14 protein-coding genes are annotated in these 15,863 nt (G+C 67.1%); 7 read left to right on the forward strand and 7 right to left on the reverse strand.

Annotated elements, in window-relative coordinates:
* Nucleotides 1-105: 105 nt before the first annotated feature.
* Nucleotides 106-594, reverse strand: a complete 489-nt coding sequence (locus AC1DX5_RS19420; RefSeq protein WP_465170261.1) for a hypothetical protein — start codon at nt 592-594, stop codon at nt 106-108.
* Between the two features lie 199 nt (nt 595-793).
* Here AC1DX5_RS19420 and AC1DX5_RS19425 point away from each other — a divergent pair, with 199 nt between their 5' ends.
* On the forward strand, nt 794-1,687 hold the full coding sequence (locus tag AC1DX5_RS19425; RefSeq protein ID WP_465174522.1) for an SDR family NAD(P)-dependent oxidoreductase: 894 nt from the start codon (nt 794-796) through the stop codon (nt 1,685-1,687).
* A 126-nt stretch (nt 1,688-1,813) separates the two neighbouring features.
* Here the strand turns inward: AC1DX5_RS19425 and AC1DX5_RS19430 are convergent, their stop codons facing one another.
* Nucleotides 1,814-2,053, reverse strand: coding sequence for a hypothetical protein (locus AC1DX5_RS19430; protein ID WP_478016871.1), 240 nt, complete (start codon nt 2,051-2,053; stop codon nt 1,814-1,816).
* An 11-nt stretch (nt 2,054-2,064) separates the two neighbouring features.
* Nucleotides 2,065-3,186: a glycerophosphodiester phosphodiesterase gene (locus tag AC1DX5_RS19435; RefSeq protein WP_478016874.1), complete on the reverse strand. Its 1,122-nt coding sequence runs from the start codon at nt 3,184-3,186 to the stop codon at nt 2,065-2,067.
* A gap of 57 nt (nt 3,187-3,243) precedes the next feature.
* Here AC1DX5_RS19435 and AC1DX5_RS19440 point away from each other — a divergent pair, with 57 nt between their 5' ends.
* The 6 genes from AC1DX5_RS19440 (at nt 3,244) to AC1DX5_RS19465 (ending at nt 10,920) form a co-directional block, all read left to right on the forward strand.
* The gene (locus tag AC1DX5_RS19440) at nt 3,244-3,765 is read left to right on the forward strand and encodes a 2Fe-2S iron-sulfur cluster-binding protein (protein ID WP_465174524.1); all 522 of its coding nucleotides are present in this window, start codon (nt 3,244-3,246) and stop codon (nt 3,763-3,765) included.
* Nucleotides 3,762-4,730, forward strand: coding sequence for an FAD binding domain-containing protein (locus AC1DX5_RS19445; RefSeq protein ID WP_478016877.1), 969 nt, complete (start codon nt 3,762-3,764; stop codon nt 4,728-4,730). The genes AC1DX5_RS19440 and AC1DX5_RS19445 overlap by 4 nt, the downstream gene beginning before the upstream one ends.
* Nucleotides 4,727-6,949, forward strand: coding sequence for a xanthine dehydrogenase family protein molybdopterin-binding subunit (locus tag AC1DX5_RS19450; protein ID WP_478016878.1), 2,223 nt, complete (start codon nt 4,727-4,729; stop codon nt 6,947-6,949). Before AC1DX5_RS19445 ends, AC1DX5_RS19450 begins: the two co-directional genes overlap by 4 nt.
* Nucleotides 6,950-7,076: 127 nt before the next feature.
* Entirely contained in the window at nt 7,077-9,281 is a 2,205-nt protein-coding gene (locus AC1DX5_RS19455) for a molybdopterin cofactor-binding domain-containing protein (protein WP_478016879.1), read from the forward strand.
* Nucleotides 9,282-9,409: 128 nt separating this feature from the next.
* Nucleotides 9,410-10,345: an XdhC family protein gene (locus AC1DX5_RS19460; protein WP_478016880.1), complete on the forward strand. Its 936-nt coding sequence runs from the start codon at nt 9,410-9,412 to the stop codon at nt 10,343-10,345.
* Nucleotides 10,342-10,920, forward strand: coding sequence for a nucleotidyltransferase family protein (locus AC1DX5_RS19465; protein ID WP_478016881.1), 579 nt, complete (start codon nt 10,342-10,344; stop codon nt 10,918-10,920). Before AC1DX5_RS19460 ends, AC1DX5_RS19465 begins: the two co-directional genes overlap by 4 nt.
* 31 nt (nt 10,921-10,951) lie before the next feature.
* Here AC1DX5_RS19465 and AC1DX5_RS19470 read toward each other — a convergent pair whose 3' ends face one another.
* From AC1DX5_RS19470 to AC1DX5_RS19485, 4 genes are all read right to left on the reverse strand, one after another.
* A complete protein-coding gene (locus tag AC1DX5_RS19470; protein WP_478016882.1) occupies nt 10,952-12,160 on the reverse strand; it encodes an ABC transporter permease in 1,209 nt (402 codons plus the stop codon).
* Nucleotides 12,161-12,290: 130 nt separating this feature from the next.
* Nucleotides 12,291-13,028, reverse strand: coding sequence for an ABC transporter ATP-binding protein (locus AC1DX5_RS19475; protein WP_465170272.1), 738 nt, complete (start codon nt 13,026-13,028; stop codon nt 12,291-12,293).
* The gene (locus AC1DX5_RS19480; RefSeq protein WP_465170273.1) at nt 13,018-14,421 is read right to left on the reverse strand and encodes an efflux RND transporter periplasmic adaptor subunit; all 1,404 of its coding nucleotides are present in this window, start codon (nt 14,419-14,421) and stop codon (nt 13,018-13,020) included. The genes AC1DX5_RS19475 and AC1DX5_RS19480 overlap by 11 nt, the downstream gene beginning before the upstream one ends.
* Nucleotides 14,422-14,430: 9 nt before the next feature.
* On the reverse strand, nt 14,431-15,843 hold the full coding sequence (locus AC1DX5_RS19485) for an efflux transporter outer membrane subunit (protein ID WP_465181616.1): 1,413 nt from the start codon (nt 15,841-15,843) through the stop codon (nt 14,431-14,433).
* Between the last annotated feature and the right edge of the window lie 20 nt (nt 15,844-15,863).

Genomic DNA, 15,863 nt, shown 5'->3' on the forward strand with positions numbered 1-15,863 from the left:
ACGGCGCATCCWGTTTCGGTCACATTTTACTAAATAGGCTATTTAGTAAACTGTCACCGAAACTACGCTAAATAGGCGAGACGGCAGCGCCCCATTCAGCGCCGCCTACCAGCCCGACTGGCCGATAACGCCATCCAGAATGGCCTGTGTTGCGACGCAAAGCGGGCCACCGAGCGCCGTTCCCGTAAGACGAAGAATCGGTGCCGATCCGTCCGTGTCGCCCAGAGTGCGAAGTTCGACGACATGAAAGATGGTGGCGTATCCCCCTTGATAATACCAAACAATCGCTCGATCATCGAAGAAATAGGCGCGAACGAACTGGCGATGGGGCAATCCCTTCGACGCGTTGTCTTCCACGTCGAACGGTATGAATCGTTCCCCGACATCAGCCATGTCAAGCTTCTGCCTTTTGAATTCTGCAGCAATCTCGGGGGCATCACGCATCGCCGTGACGAGACGGGCGGGACGGGAGAAATGGCACGTCGCCGGTACGGGAGCGTCAGGGCGGGTGGCAACGGTCTGCCCGGTAGCGGGGCTGAATAAACCAGACAAACAAAGAGACAACGCTCCAACCACGAGCTTCAAGTTCGACATGACCTGCTCCCGATAACGAATATAATTTACTATAGGGAGTGCGCCATTTCCACGATGCCATCGCGTGTGATCGGCAACCGGACCGAAAGCGCTGGCCGCCACCCAGCAGTCCCGGCGTGAAATGATATTCGCTATCTTGTGAGTGAATGAGAATCGCGATATTCCGCACCGCAAGATCAACGAGAAGGGGAGCTGTGGGATGTCACTGAAGGGACGCGTCGCGATCGTCACGGGTTCGGGCGGTGGACTGGGGCGCGAGCATGCGCTGTTCCTCGCGCGGCAGGGCGCGAAGCTGGTGGTCAACGACCTCGGCCTCGAGGCGGCCGAGCGAGTCGCCGCCGAGATCGTCGCGGCCGGGGGCGAGGCGATCGCCGCCGCCGGATCGGTGACCGACGAGGCCGCGGTCGCCGCGATGGTCGCCATCGTCATGGCGCGCTGGAACCGGATCGACATTCTGGTCAACAATGCCGGCATCCTGCGCGACAAGAGCTTCGCCAAGATGAGCATCGACGATTTCCGCCTGGTGGTCGACGTGCACCTGATGGGCGCCGCGATCTGCAGCAAGGCGGTGTGGGACATCATGCGCGAGCAGCGTTACGGCCGCATCGTGATGACCACCTCCTCGTCCGGGCTCTACGGCAATTTCGGCCAGGCCAATTACGGCGCGGCGAAGATGGCGCTGGTCGGGCTGATGCAGACCCTGGCGATCGAGGGCGAGAAATACGGCATCCGGGCAAATTGCCTCGCCCCCACCGCGGCGACCCAGATGACGCACGGCGTGCTCGCCGACGAGAGCCTGAAGCTGCTCGATCCGGCGTTGGTGAGCCCCGGCCTGCTGGCGCTGGTCGGCGAGGAAGCGCCGACACGCGCGATCCTCTGCGCCGGCGCGGGCCATTTCGCGACGGCAAGCGTGACCTTGTCGGATGGCTATTATGTCGGGGCCGGCGCGGATGCGGGCGAGCAGGTCGTGGCGCATTGGCGCGAGGTCTCGGACCGGACCGGCGAGATCGTGCCGGCCTATGGCTTCATGCAGGCCGAGCGCGAACTGGCGAATGCTGGGCTGGTTTCCGAGGCGGTTGCGATACGGGGGTAGTCGCTCAACCAAATCCAGCCGTCACCCCGGACTTGTTCCGGGGTCCATCGTGCCGCACACCATAGGCTTCGGCTCTCGCGGCACGATGGATGCCGGAACAAGTCCGGCATGACGGCGTGATTGGCGCTAGTCCCGCTCCCGATCCTGTTCGCGCTGAGCCTTGCGCTCTTCCCTCGCGCGCTTCTCGTCTTCCTTGCGTTGTTTGCGGCCGGCGTTGCGGTCGGCCTCGTCCTGGCTGGTCGTCGCCCAGTCGGCGGTCTTGCTCACCACCTTGACCGGCGCGGTGACGACGCTCGCCACCGTGCGGACGCAACCGCCGGCGAGCAGCGGAACAAGGGCCGCCAGGGGGAGCAGGAATGTGCGCATGGAATTCTCTTTCACTGTGGGCGCGTGAGCCTCGCCCGGGCATCGCGGGCCTCGACGCCGATTCCGGCGAAATCCGTGAAGAAGCCGTCGATGCCAAGGTCCAGATAACGCTGGATTTCGTCCGAAAGACGGCCATGGCCGCGCGGATTGATGCCGACCCGCATCGAGGCGGGCAGGAAGAAATTCTCCGCGCGGAAGGTCCAGGGATGCACGCGCAGGCCCGCCTTGTGCGCGTCGGCGACAATGCTCGAGGGCGGCTCATTGCCCTTCATCACCAGATCCTTGTTGGGGCCGATGCCCCAGGCATAGGCAGCGATCGCCTTCAGTCCCTCGGGCGTCGCCATCGCGGCATAGCTGGGCGCGGCGCCGTCCGCCGGCGCGCCGCTCGCATCCATCAGCTGGATCAGCCGGACGCGGGTCAGCTTGTGCAGCGCCTTCAGATTGTTCACCTCGAAGGACTGGATGAACACCGGCGCCTTCGCATCCTTCCAGCCCGCGGCGTTGAGCTGCGCGACGAGCTTTTCGTTCGTCGGCAGGCCGATCGAGGCGAAATAGGTCGGGTGCTTGGTCTCGGGATAGATGCCGATGGTGCGCCCGCCGACCGAGCGCTTCTTGGCCAGCGCGATCACCTCGGCAAAGGTCGGGATCTCGAACTGGCCGTCATATTTCATGTTGTCGGGGCGGAGCATCGGCAGCCGCTCCTTGGCGCGCAAGGTCTTCAGCTCGACGAGCGTGAAATCCTCGGTGAACCAGCCGACATGCTTCTCTCCGTCGATCGTCCTGGTCGTCTTGCGACCGGCGAATTCGGGGTGCTTCGCGACATCGGTCGTCTCGGTGATGTCATTCTCATGCCGGGCGACCAGCACGCCGTCCTTGGTCGGCACCAGATCGGGCTCGATGAAGTCGGCGCCCTGTTCGATCGCCAGCTCATAGGCGGCGAGCGTGTGTTCCGGGCGCAGGCCGCTGACGCCGCGATGCGCGATGACGATGGGCGGCGACAGCGGCGTGGCAGGCGAAAGCTGAGTCACCGGCGCGGTCTGCCCGATCGCGGCGGCAGGCGCCAGCGCAAGGGCAAAACTCAAAAGATTTCGCTTGCGCAATGACGTACGAAAAAGTTTCACTATGCTATCCATTACCGGAAACGATCCTTCCCAAACGCGTTACCCCAATCAGCCAGGAGGGGCGACCCCATGCACTTCACGATCAACGGCGCGCAGCATGACGCCGATCCCGATATCCGCGCATCCCTGCTCGATCTGCTGCGCGAGCATCTCGGCCTGACCGGCACCAAGAAGGGSTGCGACCAYGGCCAGTGCGGCGCGTGCACCGTCCTGGTGAACGGGCGACGGATCAATGCGTGCCTGACGCTCGCGGTGATGCATCAGGATGATGACATCTTGACGATCGAAGGCCTGGGCAGCGCGGAGGCTCTCCACCCGCTCCAGGCAGCGTTCGTGAAGCATGACGGGTTCCAGTGCGGCTATTGCACGCCCGGTCAGATCTGCTCCGCGGTCGGCATGCTCGACGAAGTAGCGAAGGGCTGGCCGAGCCATGTCAGCGGAGCGCTCGACAATATCGAGCTGACCGATGTGGAGATATCGGAGCGGATGAGCGGCAATCTCTGCCGCTGTTCGGCCTATCCGAACATCGTCGACGCGATTTCCGAAGTGGCCGGGCTTGCGCCCGCTGGTCGCGAGGTCGCCACCTCATGAAGACGTTCGAATATGCCAAAGCGGACACTCCCGAGGCAGCGGTAGCCGCAGGCGGGCGTTTCATCGCGGGCGGGACCAACCTGCTCGACCTGATGAAACTGCAGATCGAGACGCCGGAAAAGCTGGTCGATATCAGCCGGCTCGATCTCGCCACGATCGAGGAACGGACCGATGGCGGGCTGACGATCGGTGCGCTGGTGCCGAACAGCGATCTCGCCGCCGACCCGCGCATCATCAAGGGTTATCCCGTGCTCAGCCGGGCGTTGCTCGCCGGCGCCTCCGGGCAGCTTCGCAACAAGGCCTCGACCGGGGGCAATCTGCTCCAGCGGACGCGCTGCTATTATTTCTACGACACTGCCATGCCGTGCAACAAGCGCGAACCCGGATCGGGCTGCGCGGCGATCGGCGGGTTCAACCGCATCCTCGCCATCCTCGGCACCAGCGAGCAGTGCATCGCGACTCATCCGAGCGACATGGCGGTGGCGATGCGCGCGCTCGACGCGGTGATCGTCACGCTCCAGCCGGGCGGCGACCGGCGGCGGATCGCGATCGGCGATTTCTACCGGCTGCCTGGCGACACGCCGCATATCGAAACGGTGATCCAGCCGGGCGAGCTGATCACCCATATCGAACTGCCCCCGCCGCCCGCCGGCAAGCAGCTGTACCGCAAGGTCCGCGACCGCGCCTCCTATGCCTTTGCCCTGGTGTCGGTCGCGGGGCTCGTCTCCGTCGAGGACGGCAGGATCGCCTCGGCCGCGCTCGCGTTCGGCGGGCTGGGGCCGATGCCGTGGCGCGATCCCGCGGTGGAAGCGGCGCTGATCGGCCAGGCGCCGTCGACTGCGGCGTTCGAAGCGGCGGCGGATGCGTTGCTGGCGGACGCGAAGGGTTACGGGTCGAACGACTTCAAGATCCCCCTCACCCGCCGCACCTTGATCGCCTGCCTGCGCGACCTGACGGCGGAATGAGCCGGGCCAACGCCCTGAAGATGGACCGGCCGGTCCCGGTCAGCCTGCTCGACCATGGCGCGCAGGGGCTGATCGGTGAAGGGATCGACCGCACCGAGGGGCCGTTGAAGGTCTCGGGCGCGGCGACCTATTCGGCTGAATATCGCTTCGACCGGCTCGCTCATGGGTATCTGGTCGGCGCGCCCTTCGCGCGGGGCAAGGTCACCGGGATCGACGATAGCGCCGCGCGGGCGATGCCGGGAGTGATCGACGTCGTGACCGATCTCGACCGCTTCCTGCGCAACCCGCAACAGGCCGGCAACCCGAAGGCGCCGACTCAGGGCGTGCGTGATGTCCGCTATGCCGGGGAGATCGTCGCGATCGTCGTCGCGGAAAGTTTCGAACAGGCGCGCGACGCCGCCCGCGCGGTGCGGATCGACTATGAGCCGGTCGAGGGCCGCTTCGATTTCCATCGGTTGCGCGGCGAAGCGGAAAAGCCGGGCGACCGGCTGGTGCCGGCCCATTTTTCGCAGGGCGATGTCGATGACGCAATGCGCAAGGCTGCCTGGTCCGTCGATCGCATCTGGACCACGCCGAGCCAGAGCAGCGCGGCGATGGAGCCGCATGTCTCGATCGCGTCCTGGGACGGCGACAGGCTGACGGTCCATGGCTCCTATCAGGTGGTGGCCCATAACCGGCTGCAACTGGCCGATGCGCTGGGACTGAAGCCGGAGCAGGTACGGCTGGTGTCGCGTTATGTCGGTGGCGGTTTCGGCTCGAAGCTCGGCCTTGCGCCCGAGGCGGTCGCGGCGGCGATCGCGTCGAAAGCGGTCGGGCGCCCGGTCAAGGCTGTGATGTCTCGGCCTCAGGTGTTCGAGACGACGATCCGACGTTCCGATACCGAACAGCGCGTCCGCCTAGGCGCGGACGAAGACGGCATACTGACCGCGATCGGGCATGAGACGATCTGCAGCAACTTGCCCGGCGAGCCCTATTTCGAGCCCGCCGGGGTGGCGACGCATTTCCTTTATGGCGGCGCCAGCCGGCTGATCACGCACGACATGGTCAGCCTCGACCGGCTCCTGTCGGGGTCGATGCGCGCGCCGGGCGAAGGCAGCGGCATGCTCGCGCTGGAAGGCGCGATGGACGAGCTGGCCGAAGCGGCGGGCCTCGATCCGGTCGAGCTGCGCAAACGCAACGATCCCAAAGCCGATCCGGAAACCGGCGTGCCCTTTTCGACCCGTCAGCTGAGCCGCTGCCTCGACGAGGGCGCCGCGCAGTTCGGCTGGGACCAGCGCGACCCGACGCCCGGCACGCGGCGCGAGGGCGAATGGCTGATCGGCATGGGCGTGGCCGCGGCGGCGCGGAGCAATCTGCTGCGGCCCTCAGCGGCGCGCGTGGCGATCACGCCCGAAGGCAAGGCCTTGGTCGAGACCGACATGACCGATATCGGCACCGGCAGCTACACCATCCTCGGCCAGATCGCCGGCGAGATGCTCGGGCTGCCGGCGGACCGGGTCGAGGTACGGCTGGGAGACAGCGATTTCCCGCCCGCCGCTGGGTCGGGCGGATCGTACGGCGCGACCTCGAGCGGGTCCTCGGTCTATCTCGCCTGTGAGGCGCTGCGCGCGCGGATCGCCGAGGCGATGGACTGCGCGACCGAGGCGCTGACCCTGAAGGACGGCTTTGCCATCGCGGAGAATCGCCGCGTGCCGATCGGGTCACTGGTCGGCGACGGGATCGAGGCGACCGGGGAAATCTCTCCCGGCGGGCAGGCGAAGGAGACACGCCAGGCCGCCTATGGCGCGCATTTCTGCGAGGCCGCGGTCAATGCCGTGACCGGCGAGGTGCGGGTGCGGCGTATGCTGGGCGTGTTCGCCGCGGGGCGCATCCTCAACGCCAAGACCGCGCGCAGCCAGGCGATCGGCGGCATGATCTTCGGCATCGGCGCCGCGCTGACCGAGGACCTGATCCACGATCCGCGCAACGGCAAGATCGTCAACCGCGACCTCGCGGAATATCACGTGCCGGCGCATGCGGACGTGCCGCATATCGAGGTGACCTTCCTCACCGAGCGCGACGTGCACACCAACCCGCTCCACGCCAAGGGTATCGGCGAGCTGGGTATCTGCGGCGCAGGCGCGGCGGTGGCGAACGCGATCTACAATGCGTGCGGCGTGCGCGTGCGCGACTTTCCGATCACGCTCGACAAGCTGCTGGCGGGGTTGCCGGATTTATGACTTCTTTTTCCGTTCGTGCTGAGCTTGTCGAAGCACTGTCCTTCCTCTTGGCCAGAAAGGAAGAGCAGCCCTTCGACAAGCTCAGGGCGAACGGAGATGGAGCGGTCGGGCAAGTGGTGGAGTTACGATGACCGACTATAAGATGGACGCCGATCACCCCGGCCTCGCGCTCGATCGCGGGGTGCAGGACGTGCTGGGCAAGGGTCTCGACCGGGTCGAGGGCGTGCTCAAGGTCACCGGCGCGGCGACCTATGGCTATGAGCACCGGATCGACAATGTCGCTTATGGCTATCTGATCACCGCGCCGGCCGCCAAGGGCAAGGTAACCGGCTTCGACGTGGAGGCCGCGCGTGCCCTGCCCGGCGTGATCGACATCCTTGTCGACGATCCCCGCATTCCGCGCCAGGCCGCCGCCTTCACGCCGGCCCATGCGGGCAATGGCGAGATCGATCACTGGGATCAGATACTTGGCGCCGCCATCGCCACCAGCTTCGAGGCAGCGCGCGACGCGGCGCGTGCCGTGCGGGTGACCATCGAGGCGGAAGAGGGCCGGTTCGACACCATGGCCAATGTCGCCGAGGCAAGCGGCCCGCCCAAGGATTCGCGGCTGCAGGACATGGCGATCGGCGATATCGACGCCGCGATGGCAGGCGCGGCGGCCAGCATCGACCAGATCTATGCCACACCCAATCAGGTCCATGCGGCAATGGAGCCGCATGCCTCGATCGCGGTGTGGGACGAAGGCAAGCTCACCCTTTATTCGAGCCTGCAGATCCTCAACGCGGCAAAGCCGATCCTCGCCGCGGCTCTGGGCATCAAGGCCGACGACGTTCGCATCATCTCGCCTTATATCGGCGGCGGATTCGGCGGAAAGATGCTCGGGCCGGAGGCAGTGATGGCGGCCATTGCCGCGCAGCGGATCGGCCGGCCGGTCAAGATCGCGATGGCGCGCGCCCAGCTGTTCCACAATGTCTATCGCCGCACCGACACGCATCAGCGCATCCGCCTCGCCGCCGATGCCGACGGCAGGCTGACCGCGATCGGGCATGACAGCGTGGTGAGCCAGGGCCCGGACGGCGGCTTCATGGAGCCGGTCGCGCTCGGCACCATCCCGCTTTACGCCGCGCCGGTCCGGCATTTCAGCCACAAGGTGGTGACGCTCGACATGGTCCAGGCCGGCGCGGTGCGCGCACCGGGCGAGGCGGTCGGCATGCTCGCGCTGGAGACGGCGATCGACGAACTGGCCGAACAGCTCGGCCGCGACCCGGTCGATTTCCGCAAGCTCAACGAGCCCGAGACCGCTCCGACCACCGGCCAGCCCTTCTCGACCCGGCGCCTGGTCGAATGCCTCGACCAGGGCGCCGCGCTGTTCGGCTGGGCGCGGCGCGAACCGACGCCCGGATCGGTGCGCGACGGCGAATGGCTGATCGGCATGGGCATGGCGGCGGCGGTGCGCATCAACCTGCTGGTGGATTCGCAGGCGCGGGTGACGCTCGGCACTGACGGCCGCGCCACGGTCGAGACCGACATGACCGATATCGGCACCGGCACCTACACCATCCTCGCCCAGATCGCGGGGGAGTCGCTCGGCCTGCCGATCCGCTGCGTGGACGTGAAGCTTGGCGATACCGATCTGCCGCCCGGCGCCGGATCGGGCGGATCGTTCGGCGCGGCGAGCGCCGGATCGTCGGTGGCTTTGGCCTGCGAGGATCTGGTCGCCGAGCTGGCGAAACGCATGGAGACGACGCCGGAAAACATGACGCTGAAGGACGGCCACGCCATCGCCGGCAACCGCCGCGTCGCGCTGGACGCCCTGGTCGGCGACAAGCCGATCGTCGCGATGGGCAAGATCAGCCAGGGCAGGAACGCGCGCACCTATAGCCAGGCAGCGCACGGCGCGCAGTTCGCCGAAGTCGCGGTCAATGCCGTAACCGGCGCGGTGCAGGTGCGGCGCATGCTCGGCGTGTTCGAGGCGGGCCGCATCCTCAACGCCAAGACCGCGCGCAGCCAGGCGATCGGCGGCATGATCTGGGGCATCGGCTATGCGCTGATGGAAGGCGCCGAGATCGACCAGCGCTACGGCCTGTTCGTCAACCATGATCTCGGCGAATATCATGTGCCGGTGCACGCCGATGTGCCGCATCTCGACGTCCATTTCATCGAGGACCATGACCGTCACGCCAACCCGATCGGCGCGAAGGGTCTGGGCGAGCTGACCATCTCCGGCGCCGGGGCGGCGGTGACCAACGCGATCTACAATGCCTGCGGGGTACGGGTGCGCGACTTCCCGATGACGCTCGACAAGGTGCTGGCCGGGTTGCCGCCGATATGATCCCACACATCCGTCACCCTGAACTTGTTTCAGGGTCCATGCGCGGCCATCTGCCTCTCGGGCGCCGCTCTTGGATCAATTGGCCGCGCATGGATGCTGAAACAAGTTCAGCATGACGAAGGAAGTTTATGGCCGATAACGACACCGTCCTGACCGCCGCCGCCGCGTGGAAAGGCGCACCGATGGCGATCGCCACGGTCGTCTCGACCTGGGGGTCGGCGCCGCGCCCGCGCGGCAGCCATATGCTGGTGCATGCCGATGGCCGGTTCGAGGGCTCGGTCTCGGGCGGCTGCGTCGAGAGCGACATCCTCGCCACCGCCGCCGAGGTGATCGCCGGTGCGCCGTTCCAGGTGAAGACGTACGGCGTGGCCGATGCCGCTGCCTGGGAAGTCGGCCTGCCCTGCGGCGGCGAGATCGCGGTGATGGTCCAGCCGGTCTCGGCCGAGGGCTTCGACCCCGAGCTGTTCGACCGCATCGCCGAGGCACGCGATGCCGGCCAGGCGCTGACCGTCGCGACGGATCTCGAAACCGGCCATAGCGACGCCCGGCCGCTCGAGACCGGCTCTGCCTTCCTCAACCGCTACGATCCGCCGCGCCGGCTGCTGATCGTCGGGGCGGTACAGATCGCCCAGGCCCTGGCCGGCCTCGCGCGCGAGCTGGGGATCGACACCGTGGTGATCGATCCGAGAGCGCGTTTCCTCACCGAAGAGCGTTTCCCCGGGGTCACCCTCGACGATCGCTGGCCGGACGAAGCCGTCGCCGCCTATGCGCCCGGCCCCTCGACCGCCGTGGTAACGCTCAGCCACGACACCAAGATCGACGACCCCGCTTTGCTCGCCGCCCTCTCCGCGCCGACCGCTTATGTCGGCGCGCTCGGCTCCCGCCGCAGCCACGCCGCGCGCCGGGAACGGCTCGCCGCCCAGGGGGTTGGTGCGCAGGATATCGACCGCATAGATGCGCCGGTCGGCCTCGACATCGGCGCGATCGGCCCGGCCGAGATCGCGCTGTCGATCGCGGCGGCAATGGTCGGGGCCTTCAATTCAAGGGACGGCAAACACGCATGATCCATGTCGAGAAGACCGTGCTGATCCTGCTCGCGGCCGGGCGCTCCGAGCGTTTCGGCGATCTGGACAAGCTCGAGCAGACATTCCTCGGCCATCCGCTGGCGATGCATGTGGTGACGGCGTTCGAGGACATCCCGTTCCAGTCGCGCATCGTGGTGAAGAACGGCACTGACCTCGACTTCGCCAGCCGGGGCTATCAGGTGATCCACAATGACGAGCCAATGATCGGCATGTCGCGCTCCGTGAAGCTCGGCGTGCAATCCGCCCGGGACGAGGGTGCCGAGGCAGTACTGATCGCGCTCGCCGACATGCCACGCGTCACCGCCTCGCATGTCTATCACCTGCTCGAAGCGGTGGACTCGCGGCATTCGGTGGTCGCGTCGAGCGACGGCATCCGCCCCTGCCCGCCCGCCGTGTTCGGTGCCGGGCAATTCGATTTCCTGCTGACGCTCGAAGGCGATGCCGGCGCCCGCGATCTGGTCCGCAAAGGCCGGCATGTCGTGACGTCGCCGGCGGAGCTGATCGATATCGATACGCCGGAGGATCTGGAAAGGCTGCGGGGGTTGGTTTTCTAAGCCTTCAATCCTCCCTGGTACGAGGAGGATCTTACTCGTGCCGTAGCGCGTCGATCGGGTTCAGCGACGCCGCCCGCCGTGCCGGGAAATAGCCGAACACCACGCCGATCACCGCCGATATCCCGAACGCCAGCACGTTGATCTGCGGCACGAAGATCCAGCTCACCTTCATCAGCGGCGCCAGCGACACGATCGCGATCTGCGCCACGACCAGGCCGATCAGCCCGCCGAGGCACGACAGCGCCACTGCCTCGACCAGGAACTGCAGCAGCACTTCGCGCGCCACCGCGCCGATCGCGAGGCGGATGCCGATCTCGCGGGTCCGTTCGGTCACCGACACGAGCATGATGTTCATGATCCCRATCCCGCCGACCAGCAGCGAGATCGCCGCCACCGCGGTGACGATGCTGGTCAGCAGGGTCGTGGTGCCGGTCAGCGTGTCGGAAATCTGCTTGGTGTCGAAGATGTTGAAATCGTCGGTCTTGCTGCCGGTGATGTTGCGCCGCTCGCGCATCAGGCCTTCGATCCCGGTCTGCACCGTTGCGGTCGAATAGGCCTCGTCGACGCCGACCAGGATGAGGCGCACGTCAGTGCTGCCGATGAAGCGGCGCTGCACGGCCTTTAATGGCATGATCACCACATCGTCCTGGTCGCCGCCGAAGCCAGCCTGGCCGCGCGTCGAGAGCACGCCGATCACGTCGCAGGAGATGCCGCCGATGCGCATGCGCGTGCCCACCGCCGCGCCGCCGCGATAGAGATTCTGCGCGACCGTGCTGCCGATGATGCAGACGCTCTTGCCTGCCTGCTCCTCGGTCGTGGTGAACAGCCGGCCCGCGGTCAGCGGCCAGGGCTGGACCTCGAAATAGCCGAGCGTGGTGCCGTTGATCGTAGTCGACCAGTTGGCGCCTTCATAGATCGCCGTCGCGGTGGTCTGCGCCTGGGGCGCGACCGCGGTGACGCCGGCGATCTGGTCCTTGATCGCGGTGACGTCCTCCGGCTTGAAATCGGCCGGACGCGGACCGCCGCCGCCACGGCCGAAGCCCTGGCCGGGACGGACCTGCAGCACGTTGGTGCCGAGCGCGGCGATCTGTTTCTGCACCGCTGCGGTGGTCGCCTGGCCGAGCGTCACCATGGTGACGACCGCGCCGACGCCGATGATGATGCCGAGCGTGGTCAGGAACGACCTGAGCTTGTGACGCAGGATCGAGCGGATCGCGAGGAGGAAGGTGGTGGCGAGCATCTTACTTACTCCCCTCCCGCTTGCGGGAGGGGTCGGGGGAGGGCTTGTCCGAAGGAGAGCGGAGCGCTGGTTGACAGGCCCTCCCCTAGCCCCTCCCGCAAGCGGGAGGGGGATGAAGAAGTGAGACGCCTCACGACACCTGCTCCCCTTCATGGTGCTTGCTGTCGATTCGCTCGACCAGCCCGTCCTTGAAATGCACGATGGTGCGCGCGAACGCCGCCATGTCTGGTTCGTGCGTCACCATCAGCACGGTGATGCCGGCATCGCGGTTGAGGCCGCTGAGCAATTCCATGATCTCGACCGACCGCTCCGAATCCAGGTTGCCGGTCGGCTCGTCGGCAAGCAGCACGTCGGGCGAGGTCACGATCGCGCGGGCGATGGCCACGCGCTGCTGCTGTCCGCCCGACAGTTCCGCCGGCGTATGATCCCACCATTTCGCCAGCCCGACCTTGTCGAGCGCCGCCATCGCCGCGTCATGGCGTTCCTTCTTGGGATCGCCGCGATAGAGCAGGGGCAGCTCGACATTCTCCAGCGCGGTGGTGCGCGCCAGCAGGTTGAAGCCCTGGAACACGAAGCCGAGATAACGCCGGCGCAGCAGCGCGCGCTCGTCGCGGCCGAGCGTCTCGATATGATGGCCGCGGAACAGGAAGGTGCCCGAACTCGGCACGTCGAGGCAGCCTAGAATGTTCATCGTGGTCGACTTGCCCGAGCCGGACGCGCCCATCACCGCGATGAAATCGCCCTGCTGGATGTCGAGATCTACACCCTTCAGCGCCCTGAACGCGGTCGGGCCTACGCCATAGGTCTTGGTGATCTTGCGCAGCCGAATAAGGGGCAGCGGACCCTCCGCTGGCGTTTCACTGGCCACTGCGCTGCCCACCGCCTGCACCGACCCCACCAGCACCGCCCGCGCCGGAGCGCCGCCGCTGGCCGCTGCCGCTCTTCGAACTGTCGCCGCTGAGCTGGCCGGTGATGACCTGGTCGCCGGGCTTCAGGCCACCGCCGACCACTTCGGTCACGGTGCCGTTGGTCACGCCGGTGGTGATCTCGACTGGCTTGGGCTTGCCGTCCTCACCCTTGATATAGACGGTCTGCTTCGCCCCGGCGCCGATTGTCGCGGTGCGCGGCGCACCCGCGCCACCACGCCGCCGGGTCGGGACGAGAGCGCCCGCGATGCCGCCGCTGGCGGACGCCGCGGGCGTGTCGACAGTCGGCGTGAAGCGTAGCGCCGCATTGGGGACGAGCAGCACGTTGTTGCGCGCATTGGTCACGATGTCGGCGGTCGCGGTCATGCCGGGGCGAAGCTGCTGATCGGCATTGGCGACGCTCAAGGTGGCGCCATAGGACACGACCTGCGCCGTCGTGGTGGTCGTCGTCGTGGTCGTCTGCGCGCTGAGGTTCGATCCGAGATCGACCCGCGTGATCGAGGCGGGGAAGGTCTTGCCCGGGAACGCATCGACCGTGAAGGTCGCCTGCTGGCCCTGTTTCACCGACCCCACATCAGCCTCGTCGATCGCGACCTCGAGCTTCATCGTCGACAGGTCCTGCGCGATGACGAACAGCGTCGGTGTATTGAACGAGGCGGCAACGGTCTGGCCCGGTTCGATCTGGCGCGCGAGCACCACGCCGTTGACCGGCGAGCGGATCACCGTCTTGGTCAGCTGGGTGTTGTTGGAGGACAGGGCGGCACGCGCCGACACCACGTTCGCCTGGGCGGCACGCAGGTTGGCGATCGCGCGGTCGCGGTCAGCGATTGCCTGCTCCATCTCGGTCTTGGCCGGAACGCGCCCGCCCGACAGCCGGCTGACTTCCTGCAGACGCGACAGCTGCGCGTTGGACTGGGCAAGGGTCGCCTGGTTCTGCCCGACCGTCGCCACCGCCGCATCGAGCGCGGCCTTGCTCTGGTTGACCGTGTCCTGGAACCGCGAGGGATCGACCAGCGCGAGCGGCTGGCCCGCCACCACGCGATCGTTCACATCCGCCACCACCTTGGTGACGAGACCCGAAAGCTCCGAGCCGACCTGGACCTGATTGGTCGGGGCGAGCTTGCCGGTGGCCGAGACCGTCACCGACAGCGAGCCGCGCCGCACCTCGGCGGTCGCATAGCCACCCGTGGTGGGGCCCGCGAAATAGCTCTTCGCCAGCAGCAGGAGCAGGATCACGCCGACGGCAATCGCCCCCCATTTGGCGTAGCGCTGCCATGCCGGCGCTGTCTTCACGCCGAGGAATTCGTCGAGATCATTGCTGTTCGGATCGGCCATCGATGCTTCCTAGGGAGTCTGTGTCGTCGGGGCCTGGGGCACGGTCGTGCTGTCCCAGCCGCCGCCAAGGGCAAGATAGAGCTGGACCAGCGCCTGGGCCTGATCGGCCTTCGCATTGGACAGCCCGTTCTGCGCCGAGAGCAGCGCGCTCTCATTGGTGTTGAGCGTGGTGATATCGGTCAGGCCGGCGCGATACTGGCTGCGCGACAGGATCGCGCTGTTGTTCGCCGCGTCGAGCGCGATGACGAACTGCGCCTGCCGATCCTTCGCCGCCTGAAGCGCGGTCAGCGCATTCTCGACATCCTCCAGCGCGGTCAGCACGGTCTGCTTGTAGAGCGCGAGGGCACCCTCGGCTGCCGCCTGTTGCGAGCGGACCTGCGCGCGAGCGCGTCCGCCGTCGAAGATCAGCTGGCTGAGGCCAGCGAACAGCCCGCCGGTGACGACACTCGCCAGGCTGCCGAACGAGGTGGCAGCCGTGCCGATATTGCCGGTGATGTTGAGCGCCGGATACAGCTGCGCCTCGGCCACCCCGATCTGCGCGGTGGCGGCAGCGAGGCGACGCTCGGCCGCGCGGACATCGGGGCGCTGGCGCAGCGCATCGGCGGGAATGCCGACCGCGATGGTTGCCGGCCCGGCGGGAATCGGCGCGGTCGCCTCGAGTTCGGCCTTGAGCGCGCCCGGCGCCTGGCCGGTGAGCACGCCGAGCCGGTTCACCGCCGACTGGTAATTCTGCTCGAGCGAGGGGATGGTCGCCGCGGTCTGCGCACGCTGGGCGCGCGACTGCTCAACATCGAGCGAGGAGACGAGCCCGGCCTGGACCCGGAAGCCGCTGATCTCGAGATTGTCGTCCTGAATGCCGAGCGAATTGCGCGCAATGGCGAGACTGGCCTGGGCCTGGCGGGCGAGGATATAGTTGCGCCCCGCCTCGGCCGCGATCGAGGTCTGCACCGTGGCGAGATCATAACCGCTGCCAGCATAGCTCGCGCGCGACGCCTCGATGCTGCGGCTGACGCCGCCGAACAGATCGGCCTGGTACGAGGCATCCGCCCCGATCGAGAAACTGTCGCGCGGGCCGGTCGCGTCGAGCAGGTCGCGGCCATAGCCGGCCGAACCACTGACGCTCGGCAGCCGCGCAGCGCGGGCCTGTACCAGCGATTCGCGTGCCTGGCGCAGCCGCGCCACGGCCTGGGCGATATCGAGATTGCCGCTGCGCGCCCGGTCGATGATCGAGGTCAGCAGCGGATCGTTGAAGCTGGTCCACCAGGCCGCGATATCGGCCGGCTGGCCCGACGGCGCCGGGGTGGAATAGCCCCCCGGCACGCCCAGCGCACCGGGCGCGGGCGGGGCATAATCCGGGCCGACCACGCACGCCTGAAGCGGCAGGGCGACGGTGAGCAACAGAAGGATGCGCTTGCGAAACATACCGGCACAAATGGCCATGG

The organism is Sphingomonas sp. P2_B6, assembly GCF_056404755.1.